We start from the raw sequence: 22,995 nt of genomic DNA on the forward strand, positions 1-22,995 counted from the left end.
AACAACCATTAAGATTCGGTTTCGGCCTCTGGTTCTGCTTCCATGTCGGCGTCAGCTGCATCACCTGCATCACCTGCATCACCTGCATCAGCAGAGTCTACGTTGATGCCAAATGTCAGGTCTTCAAGAGCGACGACTGTATAGACACCGCCATCTTCAACAGCGGCTTCACCGGTGATCAGCGGGGTCAAATCGCCAGTCGCGGTTACTGCCAGCATGTAAGTCCCGCCTGGTACATTGAGCACCGCTGACTCGGTAAAATCAACACCTTCAAGCACAACCGTTGACTCGCTGAACATGCCATCGGTAGAAGCATGAACATCGACAAGCCCTGCAAATGTATTAGCATGAACAACGCGTACTTTGGCATAGGTTGCAACTGAGCGGAGATCTTCTTCAATCACAACGGGCTCAATGGTTTCGTCAGTCACGCTGTTTAGGTTACCCATAGCGTAAATACTGGTTGCGCTACCTGCTGGGAACTCCACTCCAGGCGCTTCAATCACCACCAAAGTATTATCATCCGACGATGCAACACTCAGATCATAGGTGCCAGCATCAACATCAAGGCTACGGAATTCTGGGAACAATATATTATTAAACTCGTCATCGATCTGTGCCCCAGAAGCTAATACATCAACCGGCAATGGCATTACATCACCCACTGTGTGCACGACTCTCACCGTTGCTTTCTCGCCGGTATTGCGAAGTACTGCAACTCCTTCACCGTCGGCTACCAACAAATTAACTGGTGATACCGCACCACCATCGACGTTCGGTACCGCAGTGATCATCAAATCACTACCACCTGCTAAATCTAATTCACCACTGTCAAAAGCGACGTCTTTTGAGCCAGCTACAGTGACACGAATACGGTAGGTGCCAGAATCAATGGTTACAGGCAATATGTCACTATCAATGGCGAAGCCCAATCCGGGCACTGCCGGGTCGGCATCAGTGATTTCTTCATCGGTAGTAAGGTAAATATCGACTGGCGGCACGTCCGGGTGGGCGTGCAGTACATCTAGGCGTACATCACCGCCTTCAGGAGCAACATCCTCACGACTAAGCACAACAGGGGCAATGTTCGCTGTCTGTCCCAAAGCAAACACGTCGTACTGCATGTCAGGCGCGAAATCGAGATTTTCGTTAATCACTTCAAGGGTATCTTCCCCTGTTAGCAAAGCTTCCACAGCAACTTCATAGGTGCCGCTATCAATAGTTAGTAGACCACTGGCAACTTGATAGTCGACCATCTCAAGGCCTTCAACAGTTTCACCGTTTAAGTTAATAGCAACAAGTGGGGCATCGCTACTGGCATGGGTGACGCGTAACTTGGACGTTGTTTTTGTATCGTCATCATCGTCATCGGTAATTGGACAACCGGCAAGAGCAAGAGCCGAAATAATAGCAAGGGTTAGTGACTTGGCTTTCATCAGAGTATTCCTTCATGACTGTCTGTGGCGTTAGATACGCTTGCCTTACTTTCATCCGATCAAAAAAAAATTACTTCACAAAAAAAATCTCAATATTGAGATTTCCCCATTCCAAATGAAAATAAGCAGTCATCCAAACCAGAACTCCCCACGTAGTAATTCAAAAAAGGGAGGATACACAGTGCCAGTAATCAGTAACGAATCTAAACGCTTACCCTATTTAAAATGTCGTGAGCACCTTATGCCTATGGGAAGCGGCGATATTAATGGGGCTGGGTATCATTTTACACACGCTGTTACTGACGGACTGCGTGCTGGCGGATTGTGGCTTGTTATGCAAGATGACTCGGGCAAAATTGCTAGCAACAACGGTGACATCATAATGTTTGCTGCGATTGAAGACGTTGATTGGTTAAGCGGAAGCCAAATTAAACTCAAGTTAGCTATTAGGCATTGGGGAAAAGTTACCGCTGAAGGTATGCAGCACCAGCGGCTCGAAGGCCAAGTCTATCCATTGTGGCAAGATAGTTTTCTCCCCTTAGACGATGTACTTGTTTTACGGCTCATGCAGTGTACTAATGAGTATCCTAACAAATGGTTAGGCTCAGCGGCTCCCTCAACAGCAAAACACTTCAATACCAATTGGATTTGCTGGCGCTGGCTGGAAATCCTCCCTATCCCGCTAGATAAGAAACAACGTCTGCTCAAATACCCGACGTCCAAGCTATGTCTCAGATATCTTAAAAAAATCATTCGTCAAAGTGATCGCATCAATTAGTTTTGGCGTTTATTGCAAACGGACATAAGCTTGCAGATAGGGTCAACATGAAAACACATGCAGTAATGCACTCCGGGATCAGCAAGGAGCCTATGATCAACGAAGAAGCACCGGTTATTGATGTAGCTCTGCTACTCAACAATATTGCCCTTTCCCGTTGTCGTCGCAGTTACGAACAACTCTTCACCTTTGTCGCCCCAAAGTTGCTTAACTTTTCCCGCAAGCAACTGCGAGACGACTCAATGGCAATGGAGATTGTTCAGGAAACCATGCTTAAGATCTGGCTCAAAGCTCACCTCTATGATGAGACTAAAGGTGCAGCCCTTACATGGATCTATTCGGTAGCAAGGAACGTCAAATTTGATTTACTGCGTAAATCGAAACATCAACAGGATTGGGTTCAAGGCGATGACTTATGGCCTATTTTGCATGAAGAGCAAGATGCCGATAAATTACCTATCGAATTTCATTCTATTGTTAGCAAAGAGCTCGAAGCTGCTATCAACAATCTGCCACCCGCACAAGCTGAAATAGTCCGTATGGTTTGTATGCAAGGCGCATCCCATCAAGATGTCGCCGATGCCCTAGACGTTCCACTCGGCACGGTGAAAAGCCGATTACGCCTTGCCCTACAAAAAATGAAGGAGGCCCTAGATGGCTAATATTCACTTCCATCCTAACCATGACCTCCTTAGTCGCTACGCCAACGGTGATCTCGATTCTGCATCAAGCATTATGATTAGTGCTCATCTTGAGTTTTGTCCTCACTGTCGGCAGAAAATTGCGGCTATCGAGGCTAAACAGGCACGTATTCTAGAAAGTAGTGAATCCGTGGCACTGACACCTTCACTCAGTGCAATGATGCTCGAAATCATGGCTCAAGAGCCTGCTGAAACTAGTGTTGAAGAGGCACCTGATAGCGAATTGACGATGGAAGATAAAACCTACCCGCTTCCATCAGTACTGCAACGCCACAACGACAAAATCGGTCCTTGGTCTCGATTGCCGGGTAATATCAAACGGGCACAGGTCGAGGTCAGTGGTGACAGCAAGATGAACTTCATTTACATGGATTCGGACAGCTCACTGCCTGAACATACCCACCAAGGACAGGAAATCACCTTGGTGTTGGCTGGTGAGTTTTACGATGAAAGCGGTACCTACAAACCAGGTGATTTCATCGTGCAGACTGATGAGCATACCCATTTACCAAGAACCCGTGAAGGACAGGATTGCTTATGCCTTACCCTGCTAAATGCGCCACTGCACTTCACATCCGGGCTGGCGACCTTGCTTAACCCGTTCAGTCAGCTGTTCTTCAGACGTTAAAGACCTCCTGAAGTTATTTTCCCAAACAATCCTATAAAAAACCCCGTTGCACATGATGTACAACGGGGTTTTGTTTTCTCAGTTTCTGGCTGATTAAGCTTTAGCTGGCTGCTTAACGTTGTAGAACAGGCTAAATAACACAGGGACTACGATCAATGTCAGTACTGTAGCAAAGCCCAGTCCCGCCATAATGGTAATCGCCAGCGAGTTGAAGAAGGCATCAAACACCAGCGGGATCATCCCCAGAATTGTGGTCAGTGCCGCCATACTCACAGGGCGAACACGGCTAATAGCACTGTCAACAATCGCATCATAAGGCTGCTTGCCAGATTCCAGCTCAATATTGATTTGATCCAGCAATACGATACCGTTTTTCAGAATCATCCCGCTCAGGCTCAACAGGCCAAGCAAGGCCGTGAAGCTAAAGGGAATGTTTGTTGCCAGCAGGCCAAATGCCACACCGATAATCGACAGCGGCACCGTGGCCCAAATCACCAACGGCTTCTTCACTGAATTGAACAGGAAGATAGTGATGACGAACATGAACAGGTAGCCCATCGGCATCGAGCCCATCATGGCTTCCTGCGCATCTTTCGACGATTCATACTCACCACCCCACTCGATACTGTAACCAACCGGTAGCGGCAGCGCTTCAACTTGTGGGCGAATACGATTAAACAGGGTCGCCGCCGTTTCATCACCCAGCACATCGTGGTCTGCCAGTACCGTCAATGTACGCTTACGATCACGGCGCTGGATAAGCGGCTCAGACCAGCCGAGATCAACACCATCGATCACTTGCTCAATCGGTACGTAGGCCTGCTGAACCGGGCTCCAAAGCTGCAGGTTCTGCAAAGTGTTGTAATCAACACGCTCGGACTCCGGCAAGCGGGTAATGATCGGCAGCATATGGGTACCGTCACGCAACAGACCAATAGTGTTACCGCCGTAAGCCATCTGTAGGGTATTGGACAGATCTTCTTTCGAGATCCCCAGGCGACGCGCTTTGGTTTCGTTGAACTGCGGCACTAGCTCCTTGGTACGCTCACGCCAGTCGTGGCGAACGTTTCGAGCACCTGGGTCTTGCAGCAAGACATCTTCAACCTGCAGCGCGATATCACGCAGCGTCTGTGGATCAGGGCCGATAATACGTGCCTCGATCTTCGATGCTGGCGACGGGCCAAATTCCATCAGCTTGAACTGGAACGTCGGCTGGTCAAACTTGGCAGGCAGCCCGGTATCCAATTTGTGCAGCAAATCAAACATGTTGTCACGGCTGGTAGTACGCACCTGCAACTGAGCATAAGACTCGTAGCTTTTCTCCGGCTGATAAGTCAGCATGAATCGCTGCATGCCCTGACCCACAGAGGTTGTAACGAAATCAACATCGTCCTGACTGCGGATGTACTGCTCAACCTGCTCGGTCTGAAGCATAGTCTCGCGGATATCCGTACCTTCCGGCATCCACATATCCACATAGAACATCGGCGTATTCGACGGCGGGAAGAACGACTGCTTCACCTGACCAAAAGCGATAACCGCACTCACCAGCAGGGCTAGCATGCTGACCATGGTCAGCCAGCGGAAACGCAGAGCAAATTTCAACAGTGCGCCAAAGATGGTAAACAATGCCCCTTTGTACGGATCTTCATCGTCCTGCTGGTTTTTATCTTCCTCTTTAAGCAATAGATCGGCCAAGAAAGGCGTCAGAGTCAGCGCGGTGATCCAGCTTAAGAATAGCGAGTAACACAGTACCCAGAATAACGAGCCCATGAATTCACCGGTAGCATCCGATGACAAACCGATAGGCGCGAACGCCGTTATGGCAATCACCGTTGCGCCGAGCAGCGGCCATTGGGTCTGCTTGGCAATATCTGCCGCCGCCTGCACCTTGGTGCGACCTTTCTTCAAGCCCACCAAAATCCCTTCGACCACCACGATGGCATTATCCACCAGCATGCCTAGTGCAATGATCAGTGCGCCAAGGGAAATACGGTGCAGCTCAACATCATTGAGCTTCATCATGATAAAGGTGCCAAATACCGTCAGCAGCAGAACCAAACCGATGATCACACCACTGCGCAGTCCCATGGCAAACAGCAGTACCACGATAACAATCGCAACCGCCTGACCTAGGCTCACCACAAAATCCTGCACCGACTTGTCAACTTCCTGAGCCTGGTTGTAGAAGTAGTTCAACTCGACACCGGCTGGCTTGATGTTTTCCAGCTCAGCCAAACGGGCATCAAGCTGTTTGCCCACTTCTACGACGTTGACACCAGAGGCAAAAGAAAGACCTAGGTTAATCGCTGGCTGACCATTGTAAGTCACTATATTGCCCGGCTTTTCCTGCACGCCACGAGAGATGGTAGCGACATCTTTCAAACGGATAAGATTACCGGTGTCACGGCCATGGATAACCAAGTTTTCCAGTGATTCGACACTGTTCATTTCGCCGTTTGGGCGGATGATCAGGTTCTGGCCATTAATCATCATCTCGCCCGAGGCGGTCACGCTGTTTTGCTGATTAAGCAGGCCAACAACGGTGTTCATGTCCAGGTTGAGTGCAGCCATGCGCTCAACAGAAATCTCGACGAAGATCTGCTCTTGCTGATCGCCGGCAAGACTCACCTTGCCCACACCGTCAACCAACTCCAATTCGCGGATCAGGTAATCGGCATACTGCTTGAGCTCGATATAGGAATAGCCCTCACCGGTTAGCATGATCATCACACCGTATACATCACCGAAATCGTCGATGATCTGCAGCGAGCCGACACCAGAAGGCAACGTCGGGCGCAGGTCATTGACCTTACGACGCATTTCATCCCAGATTTGTGGCAGCTCGTCCGGGCCGTAAATCATCTCCATGCTGACCATAATCTGGGTCATCCCAGCCGACGAGGTCGAGGTCACTTTGTCGATATACGGCAACTGACGCACCGCTTTCTCCAGCGGGTAGGTCAGCTCTTCTTCTACTTCAGTGGTGGTTGCGCCCGGATAGGTCGCAACAATCATGGCATCTTTGATGGTAAAAGCCGGGTCTTCCAGCCTGCCCAAATCAAGGAACGAGGTGACGCCCCCGACCGCCAGAATAATCAAGAACAGCCAGCTAATGACTTTATTTTTTATTGAATACTCTGCAATATTCACTGTACTGCTCCCATGGTGGCTACTGCCATAGTCAATCCCCAATCTTCTTCACCAAGCCCGACCGCTGTTGTTACAACGGGCTTGGTCTGAATTGATAACTCTAAATACTGCATGCCTTCTTCAATCAGCTTCCAAGCCATTAGCTGACCCAGCTCGGTAAAAAAAGCGAGTCCGGCTAATGTGATCACAAACCAAATCACCCAACGGATAAGGGACTGGCGTATAGTAGGCATGTTAAATTTCACTGGGCTTGCGCCTCTGCTGCTGGCTTGGAAAGCAAACTCACTTCCATTCCCTCACGCAATTTACGCAGGCTGGATGTCACCAGATGGTCACCCTCGCTGACGCCACTGCTCACGATGGCACCGTGGTTATTCAGCTGACCAATCCCAACTTCCACTTTTTGAACCTGGTTACCGTCGATCTTCCAGACAAAAAACTGGCCAGCTTCACGGCCTGCCTCAATGGCAGTCATTGGCAGTTGGTAACCTTGCAATGTGCTCAAGCCTGCCTCGGCCATATCAACACGCAGGGATACGCTGGTACCCGGCAAAATGGCAGGATCTCGCTGTGGCATTTCAAACCACATGCGGTAGGTTTGACTTTGAGGCTCAAGCTCGCTGGTGTGCTCGAGATAGTTCACCGGGTAGGTTTCAGGCTCTGTGCCAAAACGAGCCATCGGCTGATAACCACGGTTCGCCTGCTGCGGATTCAACATTGCTAGCACGTTGTCGGATACCGCGATATTGATATATAGCAAGTCGTCCTGGTAAAGGTTAACGACCGCTTCGCCCGGCGATACCGCTTCGAACGACTCTTTCGGTACATCCGCGACCACACCATTGAACGGAGCAACTAAACGGGTGTAGCCCAAGCGACGCTCCGCCGAGTTAAAGTTCACTTTTGCCAACTTGTGATTAGCTGATAGCTCATCAAGTTCAGCCTTGGAAATCATCTTGCGTTCAAACAACTCACGGCCACGCTGTAGCTGCTTCGTCGCCAGCTGGTACTGCACTTGCGCGTCATTACGCTGCTGCTGAAACTTATCGGCATCCAGCTCTGCAAGGAGATCACCTTTCTTGACCTGCTGGCCAGATTTGACCAACACGCGCCGCAACTCACCTTCGACACGAAACGCCAACGGAGTATTTTCGGCTGCTTCCACCTGGCCCTTGAAGGTGCGGTACTGACTAGTCACCGGCTGATCTACCGTCAGGGATGATACTGCTAGCGGAGCAGTGATTTGTTGCTGAGGCGGCTCCTGACAACCGGCCAATACCATCATGGAAAGGACGGCGAATGACATCTTTTTCAACATCTTAGATACCACCCTCACGTTCCCAGGCACGTACTTGCTGGCCCGGTAACAAATCGGTCGCACCGGCTATCACCACCATGATCCCTGGAGCCAGACCGGATACTACTTCGCCCTCATCGTTAAGCGCGACTTGCAATGCATCAACAACACCGGTGGCAGGGTCAAACTGCCACAATGTGCCTTGGCCATTTTGTTTCTCAACCCATGCACCTTCCGGCAAGCGTAAGGCGGTCGACAGCTCAGGCTTGGCAAAATGCACCTGACCGACCATACCGGAGAGTAAGTTCATCGCTTCTGGGCGAGAAAGTGTCACCTTGGCGGTATAGCTATTGGTATCGGCATCGGGCTTGGTCGATAGTTCTTTGAACTCGGCCTGGATCTGCTGGGCTGGGTGGTTATCCATCTCAACCCACACCGCGGTCTGTCGGATCGCCGACAGGCTACTTTGTTTTACAAATGGTACCGGCAGGTTGAAGCTCACATCCATCTCGTCAACGTTCTGGATGTTCATCACCGGTTGGTTAGCACCGACAAACTGATTCTGGTTAACAAATTTCAGAGAAACGACACCGTTGAAAGGGGCTTTGATCAAAGTATGCTCAACGTCAGTCTTCGCCTGTTCCAGGTTAGCGGCGGCTGCCTTGTAGGCCGTCTCGCGCTGGTCGAACTGATCGGTACTGATCAACTTTTTGCCATATAGCTGTTTGGCACGCTGAAACTGACTCTGCGCCAATTCAAACTCTGCCAATTTGGCATCGAAAGCCAAGCGGTAATCCTGATCATCCAGCACGGCCAATACCTGACCCCGCTCGACGCGCTGACCAACCCTGACGGTCAATTTTTCAATTTCGCCAGGCACCTGGAAAGATAGCTGGGCGCGCTGTGTCGCTTCTAGCTTTCCGGGAAAAGCATTGCTTGCTTGATTCGCTGGCATTGGTACCTCCAGCAATTTCACAGGCTTAACGACCTCTTGGGTTATTTCTGAGTTGGCTTGGTTACATCCGGCTAGGATGCTTCCCAGCAACACTATTGTTGCCACCCTGACAAACGGGGTGAACGAAATGGATGTTCCTTTCACAGGCGTTTCTCTCTAATTGTTTATATTACACACCTGTGCAGTATAAGTTGATTTATGCTGAGATCAAGTATATTTTACAGGTGGACAATAAAACTATTTTGTGAACACACAGATGACGCCCCCGCGTTTTTTTGGTAAAAATGGCGTGGGCTATGAAACAGATAGAACGATGACCGAGAGAAAACAGGGCCGTCGCAGCGCACAGGCCGCCGAAGAAACCAAGCTGCTGATCATCAAAACCGCCGCGGAAATGTTCTGCGAATTGGGGTACGAAAGGGTCTCACTGAGAAACATCAGTGAGCGGGCTGGCGTATCACACAGTTTGATCCGTCACCATTTCGGCAGCAAAGAGAAGATCTGGCAAAGTATCAGCGACAACCTCCATGTCTATTTCTTGAGCTACATGTACAAGCTGCTGGAAGAAATTCCTTCCGAGCTACCGAGTAATGTCATTCTCTATCGCTTTGTCACCATGCTGCTGGCTCAACAGCTTGCCCATCCGATGCCTATCCAGCTGATTGCTGATGGGGTAAGGCAAGGTGATGTGCTGATGGACTACTTCTTCGATAGCAACGGAGAGCTTGAAAAGTTCGTTAATCGGCTGGTTGATAACTGCAACCGTGATTTCCCAACCACACCCGTCAAGGTATGGGAAATGAAATGGCAAATGATGATGTATGCCCATGGCGCGGCTAGCATGAAGCCGTTTTTGCGCGAAACCTGGGAAGAGGATAGCGAAGAGCAATGCCTGCTGAACCATTGGCAGCTGTTCAACCAAACCATGGCAACCCAATTCAACATCACCCCAGAGCAAATGCTGCAACCAAAACAGCTGTCGGATATTCTTATCGAACTCCCTTGCGAATGGGGTTGCGATAAAGAAGAAAAAGACTCACAAGAAACGAAATAACATAGCCAGAAAGATCGAGACAAAACAAAAAAGGTCAATACCCGAGGTATTGACCTTTTTTTCTGTTAATGCCTGATTTTTTAAACTGTTGCTGCTACCGGAAGTGCCGCTTGAGTAACTTCTTGTTCGGTGCTTTCTGCCTGCTCTAGCCAAGTCATCAGTAGTTTATAGCCTAGACCCAGAACCACCGCACCAACGAACAACCCGATAATTCCTGACATCATCATACCGCCCAGTGCACCCAGTAGAATTACCAACATCGGAATATCTACACCACGGCCCATCAACATTGGTTTCAGTACTGCATCACTCGCACTTACCAGAATACCCCACACTGTAAATAGTACCGCAACTGTTGTTGTCTCTACTGCGAACAAGTAAGCCATTACAGGGCCCAGTACCAAGATTGGTGGCAGCTGAATAATCGCCAGAATCAATACCGCAAGCATCCACAAACCTGTTGCTGGTACACCTGCAACGCCCATACCCAATCCAGCCAATACCGCCTGGATAACTGCAACACCAATTACGCCCTGAACCACACTACGAACTGTTGCAATTGAAAGACCGACATATTCTTCACCCTTATCACCCAACAGACGCGAAACAACTTTGTTCGCCATTGCTTTACAGCGTCCGGCATTACTCATCACCACACCGGAAATCAAAATTGAAATAATAAACTGAACAACACTGCCACCTAGGCTACCTACCGCAGATAAACCACTCGAAACAAACGCTTTTACCTGTGGTGCATAGGTCTCCAGTGCACTTTCTAGGTTCGTTGCAGAAAGGCTCCAAGCCTTGTGCAGCGGCTCACCGACAACCGGGATCTCCGCCACCGATGCCTCAGGATGAGGGATCACCAAAGTGCCTTCCGTGACCGACGTTGCCACTTCCTGGGTGGTACTGAAAACCGCACCGGAAAACCAGACTGTTGGAACAAGCAAGGCCGCAAGTGCTACCAAGGTAACTAACATGCTCCCCTTGCCCTGGGAGAGCGAAAAGCGTTTCATCAACCCTTTGACCAATGGCATCAGAGCGATGGCAATAATAGCCCCCCAGACAATGGGCAATAAAAATGGCTGCAATATCTGATAGCAGAAGTACACCACCAGCAGCAACAACATCGCTTTAATGAATGTATCCATTGAGCTTTTGCCCGGGAGTGTTACTAGGAATTGTTGAGCATTCACAATCTACCTCACAAATGGCTTTTTTTAACTGATGGGCTCTCGCCCTGACTTGGCTAAATAGTAACCACTTCAATGTCGGTAGACTTACCATTTCACGACATGCGCAGTATTTTGCTCGCAAAGATAATTGTTCACTTATTCATCATTTAGATTTTTTACTCTAAATAGATCGCATACTCTTTCTCTTGCATTCCTTCGGGATGTTAGTACCCATTACGTGAAATTAGCGTCCGCCATTGGTACAAAGGTCTCTTTCCCTCCTACCATCACTAACCAACGAATTGAAGAGACCTTTTCTTTCCTGCTTTTTCTACTTCTACTCTGCGAGGGACTCCTTGCTCATAGGCATCTACCCGCCATTTCATTCCCCAAATGAATACTTTTCGCTACCAAGCAGCCATTTTCTTACCAAAGTATGATCTCGCGCCCAAACACAGCAAAATTTTACTCACGGACTTGGTTTGCTAACTTTCACTCATGCGCGCAACTATGCAGGCAACTCTCTGGCTGCACAGAAGAATTCATTTGCAAAAGAATAGAAAGACACCACTTACTCATATCATCTAACTATGCAAATTGCGCATAAAAAAACAGGCGGTATAGCCGTGATCTGTCTCTCAACACCACCACAGATAAAACCATTACCCTCATAGCATCCCACGGGATATCAAAACTAGATACGATCAAATTCTATGAGGGAACACAATGAACACTAACAAATTGCGCCCTATTGCCCTTGCCATAATGACTCTAACAGCACTCGCTGGCTGTAACGACGAAACCACCTATATTGAGCAACCAAAACAGACAGAAGATCCCGCACGGCAAATGCGTTCTGTCTTTGACGGCTACCAAGATGCCATCAGCACCCTGGACAGCACCGAGTTCGGTCAGGTCACCGACCAGATGGCCAGTTCACGTCAAGCTGTCGACCGTATGTACTTGGACAAGCTGGAGAATATCGACCGCAGTGCGCTATCTGACGAAGATAAAATCTACTACGACACCTTCCAGTTTGACCGCAACATCGCTATCCGTGGCGCATCACTGCCCAACCCTCGATTCGGTAACTTTGATATCCCGATCACCCACTTCTACAACTATATCGATTGGAATGCGACGGCAGCAGGGGCGAAACAAGACACCCCTGATGACTACAAGAAACATATTCAGGTGATCCGAGAGTTCACCGCCTGGACTAATAACCTACATTCACAATATGCCATGGGTTTAATTGATAAAGCCCAGCTGCCAAAAGTCCTGATCGACAGGCTCGTCGATAGCACAGAGAAAGCCATGGAAATCGACGGGGAACCATACGGACTGCTAAAACAGGGATTGAATGACATAAATAAACACTCCAACCAGTATGAAGCAGCCTTTATCGATGAATATGCAAAAGCGGTTGGAGATGCACAAGAAGCCGTTGAGAGTTTGGTTGATTTCCTTAATGGCGATTATATGGCTGCAGCTAGAAGCGATGGAAATGGAGGTGCAGGGTCAGAGAAAGATACCAACATTGGCTGGGGTGACTTGCCTAACGGTCAGGCTTGGTACCAGTGGCAGTTGGATCGCAACAGTACTACCGGCAAGCCTGCGATGGAGCTAAGCCAGCTTGGCGAAGACCTGGTGGCCGATGCCAAAGCTGAAATGCTCCGTGTCGCTGAGTTTATGGTCAACAAACGAGGGAAAACAGTCGATGCCAAGTGGCGTAATAGCAATGGGGACATCGTCGATAAAACCTTTGTGTTAGCTGATGATAGCGGCAAGATAAACCTCAACGAATTCTTCGACTTCCTCAACAGCGAACAGTTCTTCTATGGCCGCGATGGCGAGAATGTCTCCGGTACCGACTACGCCGAACTGTGTAAGGCAGCATCCTCGCAAAATGCCTGCGAAGCCGCCCTGGTCGACTACAACATATTCAAACGTGATGCCAATGACGTCGTTGCCAAGTACTTCAAGCCTATCAAAACCGACTACACCATCGTTCCAGTTCCCGCTGCGCGTGAGCTTTATGACGGTGTCGCTTCATACGGTAACAACGAATTCAACCTCAATACCCACCCCAAATACAGTCTGCAGAAATGGAATGTTTCCACCTTGCTGCTACATGAAGCCGCACCCGGCCACCATTTCCAGAATGCCTACTCGATAGAATACCCACCAGCGGATAAGCCTGACTATATCCAGAAAGTCTGGTACACCGCCTATGCCGAAGGCTGGGCGCTCTACACCGAGTGGCTTGGGCTTGAAATGGGAATCTACGGTGAACTCAACGACGACGGTAAGCCAACGTTCGTTAATGCCACCGGCATGTGCAAGCCTGACCTGGATTACACCACTTTCCAGGGCGGTATTTATAAAGATGCTGAGGAGTGTAATGCCCTGCAGTATTTCGGTAGCCTCAACGAAGCCCAGCTTCGCAACATGCGTCTTGCGGTCGATACCGGTATCCATGCCAAAGGCTGGAGCATAGAAGAAGCTCAAGAATACATGCAACTCAACTCCGCTCTTGGGGATGGTGATATCGAATCAGAAAGCTACCGCTACGCGGCCTATGTCGGGCAAGCTGTATCGTACAAATCCGGTTTCTTGGTGATCAAAGAGATGCTCGAAAAAGCACAAAGCGAACTGGGCGGGCAATTCGAATGGGCGGCCTTCCATGATCAGCTACTTAAATACGGCGATCAACCAATGGAAGTAGTCGAAACCAGTATTGAAAACTGGATCAAAACTCAGCAATAAATCATAAGGGAATGTTGCCTGTCCGCTTGCTGGCGGGCAGCAAATCAACAGAGGAGGCAAAAGAGAAAAGGAAAAAAATGGGTAAGTACCAAGTTAAAGCAAAAGGTTGGCTGGCCAAGTGGCTTACTCAAGGAACGGTGAACAATAACTATTTACCAGTAACTTACCCGAACGATTATTTGTAGTGATGTTAAACCTTACAGGTACGAAGCATGCAACCTGAATTTAACGGGGGCTACTATACCCCGCAGGACACACAAAAATGTGACATACATCAATCTAGCGTGCGTAAATTACGTACAGCGAGGGGAGTGTGTAACAAGATGCAAACGGTGGTAAATAAATACCATAAAGCATCAGTTTGTTTATATTTCAACTCATTCACCAGCTGATTTATTACCCTAACGAGCCGATGTAGCCCCACCTCTAAATTTTCGTCATTGCTGTCTTAATTTCGCTTCATCCCATGCCATACTGGGCAGCAATGCCTCTTCGAACGGTTCAGGAAAGCACATGTTAAGGATCAACAGCAAAGAACGTCCCCACTGGCGAGAGCTTGCCAAAGAATATGGCTTCGGTTTTCACACCATGTACGGCGAGCCCTATTGGGACGAAACCGGCTATTACCAGTTCACCCTGCAGCAGATTGAACGGGATTTGGAAGATCCCACCGAGGAAATCCATCAAATGTGCCTCGAGGTGGTCGATGAGGTTGTTGCTGATGAGTATTGGTTGCAGCGGTTCCAGATCCCAGAGGCTATGTGGCAACCCATCCTAGACTCATGGCGGAGCAAAGAGCCCTCACTCTATTCCAGGCTCGATTTTGCCTACGACGGCACCGGTTTTGCCAAACTGTACGAGAACAATGCAGATACCCCAACCTCGCTGTATGAGACCGGCTTTTGGCAATGGTTATGGCTGGAAGATATGGTCAATAGCGGCGCGATCCGCCGTGATGCTGATCAATTCAACCTCTTACAGGAACTGCTGATTGAACGCTTCAAAACGCTTTCACGCCAGCAACCGGGCCAGACCCTTCACTTCTCCTGCTGCAAAGATACCGTCGAAGACAGGGGAACAGTGCAATACATGGAAGACTGCGCTAAGGAAGCGGGTTTGTCGACATCATTTGTGTTTGTTGAAGATATCGGTATCAACGGCAAGAAAGAATTTACCGATATGAGTGATAAGCCTATCCGCTGGATGTTCAAGCTCTATCCGTGGGAGTTCATGCTGAGGGAAGAGTACGCCAAATACCTGCCTGCTAATGCCATCAACTGGCTGGAGCCAATGTGGAAGTCAGTATTGAGCAACAAGGCACTGCTTCCCATGCTATGGCACAAATTCAAGGGCCACCCAAATCTGCTACCGGCTTTTTTTGCCGATGATCCAGGACTTGGCGAGCTCAAGGACTATGTCATCAAACCGATATTTGCCCGCGAGGGGGCCAATATCACTATCGTCGAAAACGGCAAACAGACCCTGCGCGTCGATGGGCCTTATGGCGATGAAGGGGTGATCTACCAGGCGTACCATCCTCTGCCTAAGTTCAACAACGCCTACACCTTGATCGGCAGCTGGCTGGTCGACGATCAGGCCGGCGGGATATCCATCCGCGAAGACCGCTCGCGTATCACCCAGGATATGTCGCGCTATCTGCCCCATATTATTTTGTAAGATCGGTTGTGCAAAAATAAAAATAGCCAAGGAAGAAAGCTTCCTTGGCTATGGCTGCAACGGCGCGTTACAGGTTAATTAGCAACCTGTGCCAGACAGTATGATTCACTAAGGCAACAGGCGCTGCTTGTATACCCTAAAGTTATCAATCGCAACCGTTTCTAGCCCGATATTCGTTCTTCTCTGTCGTGCATTGAAGATTACCTTGAAAGACTCCTCATCCGGACGTTTTCTCATCACAAAAGCAATTTCATCCTTCGAGTTAGTTTCGATGGTAGCCACATAAGGCCTAACCACCTTCTTTCCACCAACAGATGTAATTTCGACATCGATATCAAAATCAGTCGCTGGCTTTTTCCCGAGCTCTTCCTTGTCTTTGAGCATATTTTCAAGGACATCAAACTTGAAGATGTAACGGGTGCCAACAGGATCCCCTACGATATCAATATCTGTAGCGACTGACTGCGTTATATTTGACCCTTGGAGTTCGAACACCAAAGCATTACTCTGATATGCTTGGCCATCTTTGTCTAGGGCATCAACTGGCTTAACAGAAGCCATACCGGTGTTCATCGTCCAGTCATTCTCTCCGTTCTCAAAATCACCATTAGCCAGCTCCTCCAAAGTGCCGCTCAGCTGCAGCGACGTGTTGTCGAACATGAAGGACTCAATGGTCTCAGGGTTGCCACTCACCACATATTCAATTTGAAGGTATGCCCCCCCTTCGGGCTTCTTAGTGTACACCGATACCAACTGGCCATCCTCACCGGCACCAATAACGGCACTGGTCGTCACCTCACCGATAGGTAATTGAGACGTTTTTTCAGCAGTCCAATAGGCTCGGATAAAGGCCTCTGATTCAGTAACCTTCATTGGTTTGATAAAACCCAATACCTTGTACTGGCTATCAACAAGTGATATTGGCAAAGATACGGCTTGGGTTAGTGTTGATTCCCCTGTTGATGAAGACCGAACCCGCACCCCCTTGCCGGAAACCCCTCCATTATCCATGATTCTGTAATTACGCGAGCCCCGGTACTGCCAGCCTTCTATTCCACTCTCAAAATCTGGGTTAGAGAATCTTGCCGTACCCCCCTCAAGCTCACCGACAACATCATCCAACTCAATCCAGTCACCTTCCGGATCCTCAATTCTATAGTCATTAAAGTGGTCACGATTTGGCACCGTAAACGGTGAACGCTGGAAGCCGAAGGACTGCTCTGAACCATCATCCCTGATCCCAACAACATGACGTGGGGTCAAGGCCGAAAAATGCACGACTTGATAGCCATTATCTTCATCGGTGATCTCATGGTGCGGCATGAAGAAAGTATTGCGCAGCTTATCAGCGGTACCCGGCTGGAGGGTCTCAGCCAAGCCAACCGCCCCGAACCAGAAATCAGCAATACCAATGGCTGGCATCTCGTAATTAGGATCTTTTACAGACCTGCGGGTTAGCAGATCAATGGTTTGAGTCGAACCCGAAGCATTGTTCATTGCCTGTCGTTTACCATCCCGGTAGGCAAAATAGCCCCCTACCATGGCACCTTGCTTGCTATGCTGACCAAAACCCAGTACCGCAGGGAAGTGAATGATATCGCCGGGGTGATCCGAAGGGCCATCATTCCAATAGTTTCCAGTCTTTCCATCCCTATCAAACGGGTTGTTACCTGCAGAGAAGGCGGCAAAATAAGGCGAGCCAAGATCATCCGTTTCTGCCTGCGTAAGCGCATAATAATTATCATTCTGCGCTTTCCAATTCGGATCTTTAGCGTGGTGCTCCAGCACCAGAGTTCCTCCCATGACCACGAAGGCAGCATGGGAAGGCTTGATCACCGGTTCGCCTTTAAGCCAATCGTTATAACTGAAATTATCTCTCTCGTAGACATACTGAGCGTAATTGTAACTAGCCATTGGATCCTGGGCCGCGCCCAAATCGCCGTACATCCAACTTTCATTCGCCATACCATTATCATTTCTGACCGGGCCGTAATCGTCGACCTCCCAGGTTATACCCTGGCGGGCACGGATGGTATCGGCAGAGCGGACGAAAATCTGCTCGAGGTATTTCTTCGCCTTAGCGAATTCAGTATTGTCCGGAAACAACTCGGCCGCTTTGATCACCGCTGGCAGAAACTTCATGCTGGTATAAACCTGCGGCTGGGGACCCGGCCCATTATCATGGGCAAACGGGCTTCCATCGGTGTTGTAGTTACGTACAAAGTGGCCGTCAACACTTTTCAAGCCACCACCTTCATTATCGTCCATCAATCCGGCATGACGCTTGATCAATACTTCCAGCAGCTGTTGAATTTTGTCATTGTTTGGTAGGCAAAGCGGTTGAGGATCTTCATTCCCTTCCTCCGAGCTAGTATCACAGCTGTATGCTTCGCCTTTATTGACTTCACTGGCTGCGAGCAACATATACGTGGCCCATCCTACCGTATCAGCAATCGGCGTCTCATTGGGGGTAGCATCAGCATCGACCAATTTCCGGTGCAGGAACCCTTCAGGCGTTACCGTCGTCCCATTAGCCCCTTCAATATTCTCGCTAGCCGTCAAACTCATTAGCGCCGTGACATACTGGGCCAGTTCATCTCGAAGCCATTCCTGGTACGTAAAGGTTTTCGTATCCTGGCCATCAGTCAGGGTGTAGGTACCACCATAGCTATCGTTCACCCCACCGGCGGAGAACAATAATTTGCCATCGGGTGTCGGCACCAGATCCAACAACTTACCGTCATAAGACCACAATACTGTCGAATCAGTATTGAAGTCGCCGCCATTTTCCACTGTATCCCTAGGTACGAAATATACCTGAGATTGATCACTGGTATCTTGGGTAATATAGAGTCCTGAGGCGCTAGCACGGCCGAACACGCGGCTATAGCCAATCCTCGACAGGTTTCTCTTGTTGAAAACTTTTGTTATCTGCTGCCCATCTGCAGCAAGCTTAAACACCCCGTTTTGGGTCAATAGATATAAGTTCTCACCTACCATATCCAATGCGATATCTTTAACGGGGTTTGGAGTCGCAATTAGACCTAATTCCGGTCCATCCACACCCTGATATACGGCATTTTTGCTGGCATCATAACGATATACGCCGATATCACTACCGACGTAGAGTTTGGATTTAAAATAAGCCATCCCGAAATGCTGTGGCTCGTCACTTGAACCCGAGCGTAATTGCACCCGATCAAAAATAGACAGATCACCGGTATTGGTATTGAAAGCCAAGATCGCATCTTCTTCACTACCCGAACTACAAAGGGCCATATACAAAAACCGGCCCGAAGGGGTAAATGTCATGCCACATATTTTGGCGTCAGAGGAGAACCCCAACACAACAAAATCAAATGCACTGATTGTATGAAGCGGGTTCTCGGAGGAAATGTCTCGTATTTTGATTTCTGTCGCGCTACTGTCAGCCGCCGCATAATAACCTGCCACTTTGGCAGCAGCCACCATATCAGTTTGGCTCAGGCTAGACAGCCAAGGGCTAGAAACAAAGTCGGTCGCTAATACAGGTTCTGCATTCGATTTTGCAGTCGCCACAGGTAGAGCGGTTTGCTGTTCGTTATTGGTACTGCCACTTATTGAGTCGTCCTGACATCCTCCAAGGACGACCAGCATTATGATCTGGCTTAGCAGTTTCATTCTTTTATTAATTTCCATATATCCTCTACAACTAAAAAAATAAGTTGTCCTCGTTTAATATTTTATTTTTAAACCATGGGATTTATTCTTCGCATAACAAGCACCAGAGTAAATATCTGGTACTTGCTTACTAATAGTAAATTGGTTAATTAGTTAGAAGTTCTGGGATTACCTTTACAGTCTGTTATTTCATTACCATAAATGGTCGCATCTGGTGGTGATACTCCCCATTTAGGCACTAAATTATTACACTGAAAATCGGCAAGGGCAGCTTCTAATTCATCAGCTTTTGCTTTATATCCATCTTTATTATAAAGATTCCACTGGTCATAATTATTGTATTTTTTGGTAGTACCATCATCCAGGGTTTTCTCTTCCTCTACAAACTCTCTGTAGTTAGCTGGATCTGTGTAGTTACAGGTTTCATCACCGGCATCGCAATCTCTCATACGGAATAGATAAAACTGTTTCTTTCTTATTTTCAGCAACTTGAATTGGCCATCACTAATAGCCGCCTTATTAACCCTATCCCAATATAAATAGCGTTTATTAAACTGGCTGACCGTTTCAACACTGCTTTTCTCTGGTTTAATTAAACGAGGGAGTAAGTTAATACCATCAAGTTTTTCTTCTATTTCAGCTAGCTCGCTGTCTGGCATATTCGTCGCATTCAATGCGGTAGGCAAAATATCTAGCGAAATAACAGGTTCATCGACAACAAGCTGGCGTTTAATGACGCTTGGCCAGGAAATCATAAATGGCACACGGATACCGCCTTCATGAAGCTCGCCTTTATGTCCATCCAACGGCAGGTTTGATGAATAGTTACTCTTAGGTTTACCGCCATTATCCGCGATAAAGACAATCATGGTATTTTGTAGAATTCGTTTCTCTTGAAGTTTTTTTCGAATTAACCCTACGTTCTCATCCAAACTCTTCGCCATTGCAAGCGCTGTTTTACGAGCCAGGTCTCCATTCTCTTTATCTTCAACAAATTCAGTTGCACTGTTGATAGCATCTATATCATTGTCTAACGCACTCAACGGGGTATGTACCGCATTAAAGGCAAGGTACAGCATAAACGGCTCCGAACCACCTGCATGCTGGTCGATATAATTAACCGCCCGCTCACCAAATTTATTGGTTAGGTATCCATCTTTATTTTGTACTGGTTCACCATGCTCATCTTCATCATTGAGCAAGAAGTCCGGTGCAATATGTAACCCAACAACTTTCTCTAACGCTGAGTAGTATTTTTCTTTATAAACTTCAGGGTCATAAGTTGTATTAGCATCTTTAGCTTGTTGAGTTTTCTCAGCATGAAACGCTTTAACCCGTTGGTTTTCCGTTAGTCCATCACCCAGGCTATGTAGCAACTTATTATGGTCTTCAACTATTTGCCGTGCCTCGGCATCGGACATGGGCACTGCAAATTCATAGCTCTCTGGAAATGTCTCCCACATGGTGGAGTGAGGGGTGGTAAAGGCGTTTTCTTTGTTTCTGTCACCTATCGAATAGGCAGCCGCACCATTGTTGAAGCCGAAGAAATAGTCAAAGCCGCGATTGTGGGGCCAGAACTTATAAGCTTCACCGTCGTGATCTTTCCCGATAAAAGCCGTTGTGTAGCCCGCCTGCTGGAAATAATGTCCCATTTTTTGTTCTTCGACAGGAACTCCCGGCTCGACACTCTTATCAAGTAACTGGGTTTCCTGTGCTGTGTCTTCTACATCATCTGGCGAAGGGTTGCTGTAGAACCCAAACCGCTGTTGGTATCGGCCTGTCAGCATACCTGCCCGAGACGGGCCGCAAACCGGCGCCGTGACATAACCATGGTTGAAGACGGCACCGCTTTTGGCGATTTTAGTGACATTCGCCATTGTCTGGTTACTGATGGTATCCGCACTGTTCCACCCATCCCCGTAAAACCCTGCATCCGCATGTCCCAAATCATCGGCAACAATAACGATTACGTTTGGTGGAGCAACATTGGTGGTTTTAGCTACCGCCGGTTGCATCATACCGAAGGTGGCTAACAGCGAGGTTGCAAGCATGCATTTTTTGAAATTGGGTATTGTCATAAATCCCTCTTTTTGTTGTGTTGTTTCTTCCCAGAACGGTCAACTTGCCAGCAAGCAAGGTTAACGAGCTGTTGTAAAAACGTTTCTGCGCTACTTTCTAATTAGTCAATAGATAGAAATGCACACAGCAATTATTCATTACGACAATAATTCACCCAAGATAAATGCTTAATTTAAATACAGTAAAGCACAATATTGCGAGTATCATCCCAAAAAAACAGTATAGGTATACTTAACGGGAAGATTGAAGAACACTTCAGTTTATTAGAATAAAACCCTACATTTTTTGCTATCGATCTCAAAAAACAATTGAAACGTTTTTATCTATGAGTTTTGTGATTTTGCTTCATTGGATATGTAATCGGTTAAATCGCAATAATATGCATACAAATCAAAAAACTGATCGTTCAAAAGTCAAATGGAATTAGATGAACATCAAGGTCTAACTTATTAACATTCACCGTACTGATGGTTTTGACAGCTAAACGTATTACAAATGATCCATCGTACCCCTTTCGGGGAGCTATACTGAAGATCTAACATCTTGAAAATCTTTGCATTACTTTGTTACATATTCAGCTCAGCGAAAGCAAAATTGGGTATAACAACGGGGCAAAGGACAAGATTACATCTGCATCGGCTCCCTTATGGATAAAAACTATAAGCAATACTTAGCGCTTATTGCTCTGTCACACTCTTGCTATGTCGGCAATGCCCACGCTAACAATGAGCAGCGCTTTGCCGATTACGGCCCGCTGAAAACCTATGCCCAGTCGCCTCTTCAATCCAATGCCTTAACACCTTTGGTAAGAAGTGGTTTTAGCCATGCACCAGAAACTGTCGAACTCTATGCCACAGGCACGATTGCGAGTGTCTGGGCCCATACCGATGACTACAGTGCCGACTATTACCAAAATGATCTCTCCATCGGCGGATATTGGCAGCTAAACAATCAATGGGCGTTGGAGCTCGACTACACATGGCGCTTTGCCGCCAATAATCGGTTAGATACCTTAACCAAGGCCTTCCACGATTGGTTCGGCATCGGCCAAAATGGCCGTGATGAAGTGGATGACCACTCCTTTGATATCTCGGTACCGCAGTACGGTGTGGAAATCCACGACTTCGAGGGGGAGACCATCAGCAATGCATTCTCTCTCTATTCCAGTTACCAGATATTAGAGAACAAACACCATGGTCTATCTTTGGGGGGGACGCTGTATTTTAACTATGTCGGGAGCGGGCCGTTCAAAACCAGTAACTTTGAGCAAGCCTTGCAGCTGAATTACAGCTATAGAACCGGCAAGCACAGTGTGTATACTTTGCTCGGTGTTTCCTATCGTCATAACGACGAAGTACTGGCCCAGATAAAATATAACAAATTCGCTTTTGCCACTGGCGTCAGTTACCAATACCAGATCAGCCCCAAGCACCGCTTTCTCACCGAGGTACATGTGTATGAAGGAGCCAGTGACGCAACATCGGACTTGAGTGAGCCGTCTACCGAATTCTTGCTGGGATATCGCTACCACACCAAGAGCGGTGCGATAGAACTGTCGATGATCGAAAATGTCTTTAATATGGACAACAGTACCGACATCGCCTTTACGGTCGGTTACCGCCACAGGATGTAG

Annotated in this window: 16 protein-coding genes; 8 read left to right on the forward strand and 8 right to left on the reverse strand. The window is 48.0% G+C overall.

Annotated features, from left to right (window positions below):
* Positions 1-8: 8 nt before the first annotated feature.
* Positions 9-1,436 (reverse strand): DUF4397 domain-containing protein, encoded by a 1,428-nt coding sequence (locus tag ACXAD4_RS22485; protein WP_475244237.1) that lies wholly within the window; start codon positions 1,434-1,436, stop codon positions 9-11.
* Positions 1,437-1,617: 181 nt separating this feature from the next.
* Between ACXAD4_RS22485 and ACXAD4_RS22490 the strand changes: the two genes are divergently transcribed.
* Genes ACXAD4_RS22490 through ACXAD4_RS22500 form a run of 3 tightly spaced genes read left to right on the forward strand, consistent with a single transcriptional unit; the run spans position 1,618 to position 3,543 of the window.
* Positions 1,618-2,214, forward strand: coding sequence for a hypothetical protein (locus tag ACXAD4_RS22490; RefSeq protein WP_475244238.1), 597 nt, complete (start codon positions 1,618-1,620; stop codon positions 2,212-2,214).
* Between the two features lie 47 nt (positions 2,215-2,261).
* Complete coding sequence (locus ACXAD4_RS22495; RefSeq protein WP_475244239.1) at positions 2,262-2,876, forward strand: sigma-70 family RNA polymerase sigma factor; 615 nt, start codon at positions 2,262-2,264, stop codon at positions 2,874-2,876.
* Positions 2,869-3,543 carry a ChrR family anti-sigma-E factor gene (locus ACXAD4_RS22500; protein ID WP_475244240.1) on the forward strand — a complete coding sequence of 225 codons (675 nt, stop codon included), beginning with the start codon at positions 2,869-2,871 and terminating at the stop codon, positions 3,541-3,543. The genes ACXAD4_RS22495 and ACXAD4_RS22500 overlap by 8 nt, the downstream gene beginning before the upstream one ends.
* Before the next feature lie 93 nt (positions 3,544-3,636).
* Here the strand turns inward: ACXAD4_RS22500 and ACXAD4_RS22505 are convergent, their stop codons facing one another.
* From ACXAD4_RS22505 to ACXAD4_RS22520, 4 genes are read right to left on the reverse strand one after another with little or no spacing between them, the layout of a single operon-like run.
* Positions 3,637-6,696 (reverse strand): efflux RND transporter permease subunit, encoded by a 3,060-nt coding sequence (locus ACXAD4_RS22505; protein WP_475244241.1) that lies wholly within the window; start codon positions 6,694-6,696, stop codon positions 3,637-3,639.
* Positions 6,693-6,929 (reverse strand): hypothetical protein, encoded by a 237-nt coding sequence (locus ACXAD4_RS22510; protein WP_475244242.1) that lies wholly within the window; start codon positions 6,927-6,929, stop codon positions 6,693-6,695. Before ACXAD4_RS22510 ends, ACXAD4_RS22505 begins: the two co-directional genes overlap by 4 nt.
* Positions 6,930-6,937: 8 nt before the next feature.
* Complete coding sequence (locus tag ACXAD4_RS22515) at positions 6,938-8,011, reverse strand: efflux RND transporter periplasmic adaptor subunit (protein ID WP_475245613.1); 1,074 nt, start codon at positions 8,009-8,011, stop codon at positions 6,938-6,940.
* A 4-nt stretch (positions 8,012-8,015) separates the two neighbouring features.
* Positions 8,016-9,092, reverse strand: coding sequence for an efflux RND transporter periplasmic adaptor subunit (locus tag ACXAD4_RS22520; RefSeq protein WP_475244243.1), 1,077 nt, complete (start codon positions 9,090-9,092; stop codon positions 8,016-8,018).
* 169 nt (positions 9,093-9,261) lie between these two features.
* Between ACXAD4_RS22520 and ACXAD4_RS22525 the strand changes: the two genes are divergently transcribed.
* A complete protein-coding gene (locus tag ACXAD4_RS22525) occupies positions 9,262-10,002 on the forward strand; it encodes a TetR/AcrR family transcriptional regulator (protein WP_475244244.1) in 741 nt (246 codons plus the stop codon).
* A gap of 80 nt (positions 10,003-10,082) precedes the next feature.
* Here the strand turns inward: ACXAD4_RS22525 and ACXAD4_RS22530 are convergent, their stop codons facing one another.
* Entirely contained in the window at positions 10,083-11,153 is a 1,071-nt protein-coding gene (locus ACXAD4_RS22530; protein ID WP_475244245.1) for an AI-2E family transporter, read from the reverse strand.
* 750 nt (positions 11,154-11,903) lie between these two features.
* On the opposite strand from ACXAD4_RS22530, the gene ACXAD4_RS22535 reads away from it, so the two are divergent.
* The 3 genes from ACXAD4_RS22535 to ACXAD4_RS22545 all read left to right on the forward strand — a co-directional run bounded on the left by ACXAD4_RS22535 (position 11,904) and on the right by ACXAD4_RS22545 (position 15,623).
* Complete coding sequence (locus ACXAD4_RS22535; RefSeq protein ID WP_475244246.1) at positions 11,904-13,946, forward strand: DUF885 domain-containing protein; 2,043 nt, start codon at positions 11,904-11,906, stop codon at positions 13,944-13,946.
* Positions 13,947-13,957: 11 nt separating this feature from the next.
* Entirely contained in the window at positions 13,958-14,131 is a 174-nt protein-coding gene (locus ACXAD4_RS22540) for a hypothetical protein (protein WP_475244247.1), read from the forward strand.
* 328 nt (positions 14,132-14,459) lie between these two features.
* Positions 14,460-15,623: a glutathionylspermidine synthase family protein gene (locus tag ACXAD4_RS22545; RefSeq protein ID WP_475244248.1), complete on the forward strand. Its 1,164-nt coding sequence runs from the start codon at positions 14,460-14,462 to the stop codon at positions 15,621-15,623.
* 108 nt (positions 15,624-15,731) lie between these two features.
* On the opposite strand, the gene ACXAD4_RS22550 is transcribed toward ACXAD4_RS22545, so the two are convergent.
* The gene (locus ACXAD4_RS22550; RefSeq protein ID WP_475244249.1) at positions 15,732-19,301 is read right to left on the reverse strand and encodes a hypothetical protein; all 3,570 of its coding nucleotides are present in this window, start codon (positions 19,299-19,301) and stop codon (positions 15,732-15,734) included.
* 131 nt (positions 19,302-19,432) lie between these two features.
* The gene (locus tag ACXAD4_RS22555; protein ID WP_475244250.1) at positions 19,433-21,361 is read right to left on the reverse strand and encodes a sulfatase-like hydrolase/transferase; all 1,929 of its coding nucleotides are present in this window, start codon (positions 21,359-21,361) and stop codon (positions 19,433-19,435) included.
* Positions 21,362-22,008: 647 nt separating this feature from the next.
* Here ACXAD4_RS22555 and ACXAD4_RS22560 point away from each other — a divergent pair.
* Positions 22,009-22,995 (forward strand): DUF3187 family protein, encoded by a 987-nt coding sequence (locus tag ACXAD4_RS22560; RefSeq protein ID WP_475244252.1) that lies wholly within the window; start codon positions 22,009-22,011, stop codon positions 22,993-22,995.

It is taken from the genome of Photobacterium sp. AWH4_225 (assembly GCF_056158405.1).

What these genes read in the sequence shown, in the direction of transcription:
- ACXAD4_RS22555 (WP_475244250.1), bottom strand. Translation starts at nt 21,361, where the DNA reads ATGACAATACCCAATTTCAAAAAATGCATGCTTGCAACCTCGCTGTTA.
- ACXAD4_RS22560 (WP_475244252.1), top strand. Translation starts at nt 22,009, where the DNA reads ATGGATAAAAACTATAAGCAATACTTAGCGCTTATTGCTCTGTCACAC.
- ACXAD4_RS22545 (WP_475244248.1), top strand. Translation starts at nt 14,460, where the DNA reads ATGTTAAGGATCAACAGCAAAGAACGTCCCCACTGGCGAGAGCTTGCC.
- ACXAD4_RS22535 (WP_475244246.1), top strand. Translation starts at nt 11,904, where the DNA reads ATGAACACTAACAAATTGCGCCCTATTGCCCTTGCCATAATGACTCTA.
- ACXAD4_RS22495 (WP_475244239.1), top strand. Translation starts at nt 2,262, where the DNA reads ATGAAAACACATGCAGTAATGCACTCCGGGATCAGCAAGGAGCCTATG.
- ACXAD4_RS22500 (WP_475244240.1), top strand. Translation starts at nt 2,869, where the DNA reads ATGGCTAATATTCACTTCCATCCTAACCATGACCTCCTTAGTCGCTAC.
- ACXAD4_RS22510 (WP_475244242.1), bottom strand. Translation starts at nt 6,929, where the DNA reads ATGCCTACTATACGCCAGTCCCTTATCCGTTGGGTGATTTGGTTTGTG.
- ACXAD4_RS22530 (WP_475244245.1), bottom strand. Translation starts at nt 11,153, where the DNA reads ATGGATACATTCATTAAAGCGATGTTGTTGCTGCTGGTGGTGTACTTC.
- ACXAD4_RS22485 (WP_475244237.1), bottom strand. Translation starts at nt 1,436, where the DNA reads ATGAAAGCCAAGTCACTAACCCTTGCTATTATTTCGGCTCTTGCTCTT.
- ACXAD4_RS22550 (WP_475244249.1), bottom strand. Translation starts at nt 19,301, where the DNA reads ATGGAAATTAATAAAAGAATGAAACTGCTAAGCCAGATCATAATGCTG.
- ACXAD4_RS22525 (WP_475244244.1), top strand. Translation starts at nt 9,262, where the DNA reads ATGACCGAGAGAAAACAGGGCCGTCGCAGCGCACAGGCCGCCGAAGAA.
- ACXAD4_RS22540 (WP_475244247.1), top strand. Translation starts at nt 13,958, where the DNA reads ATGTTGCCTGTCCGCTTGCTGGCGGGCAGCAAATCAACAGAGGAGGCA.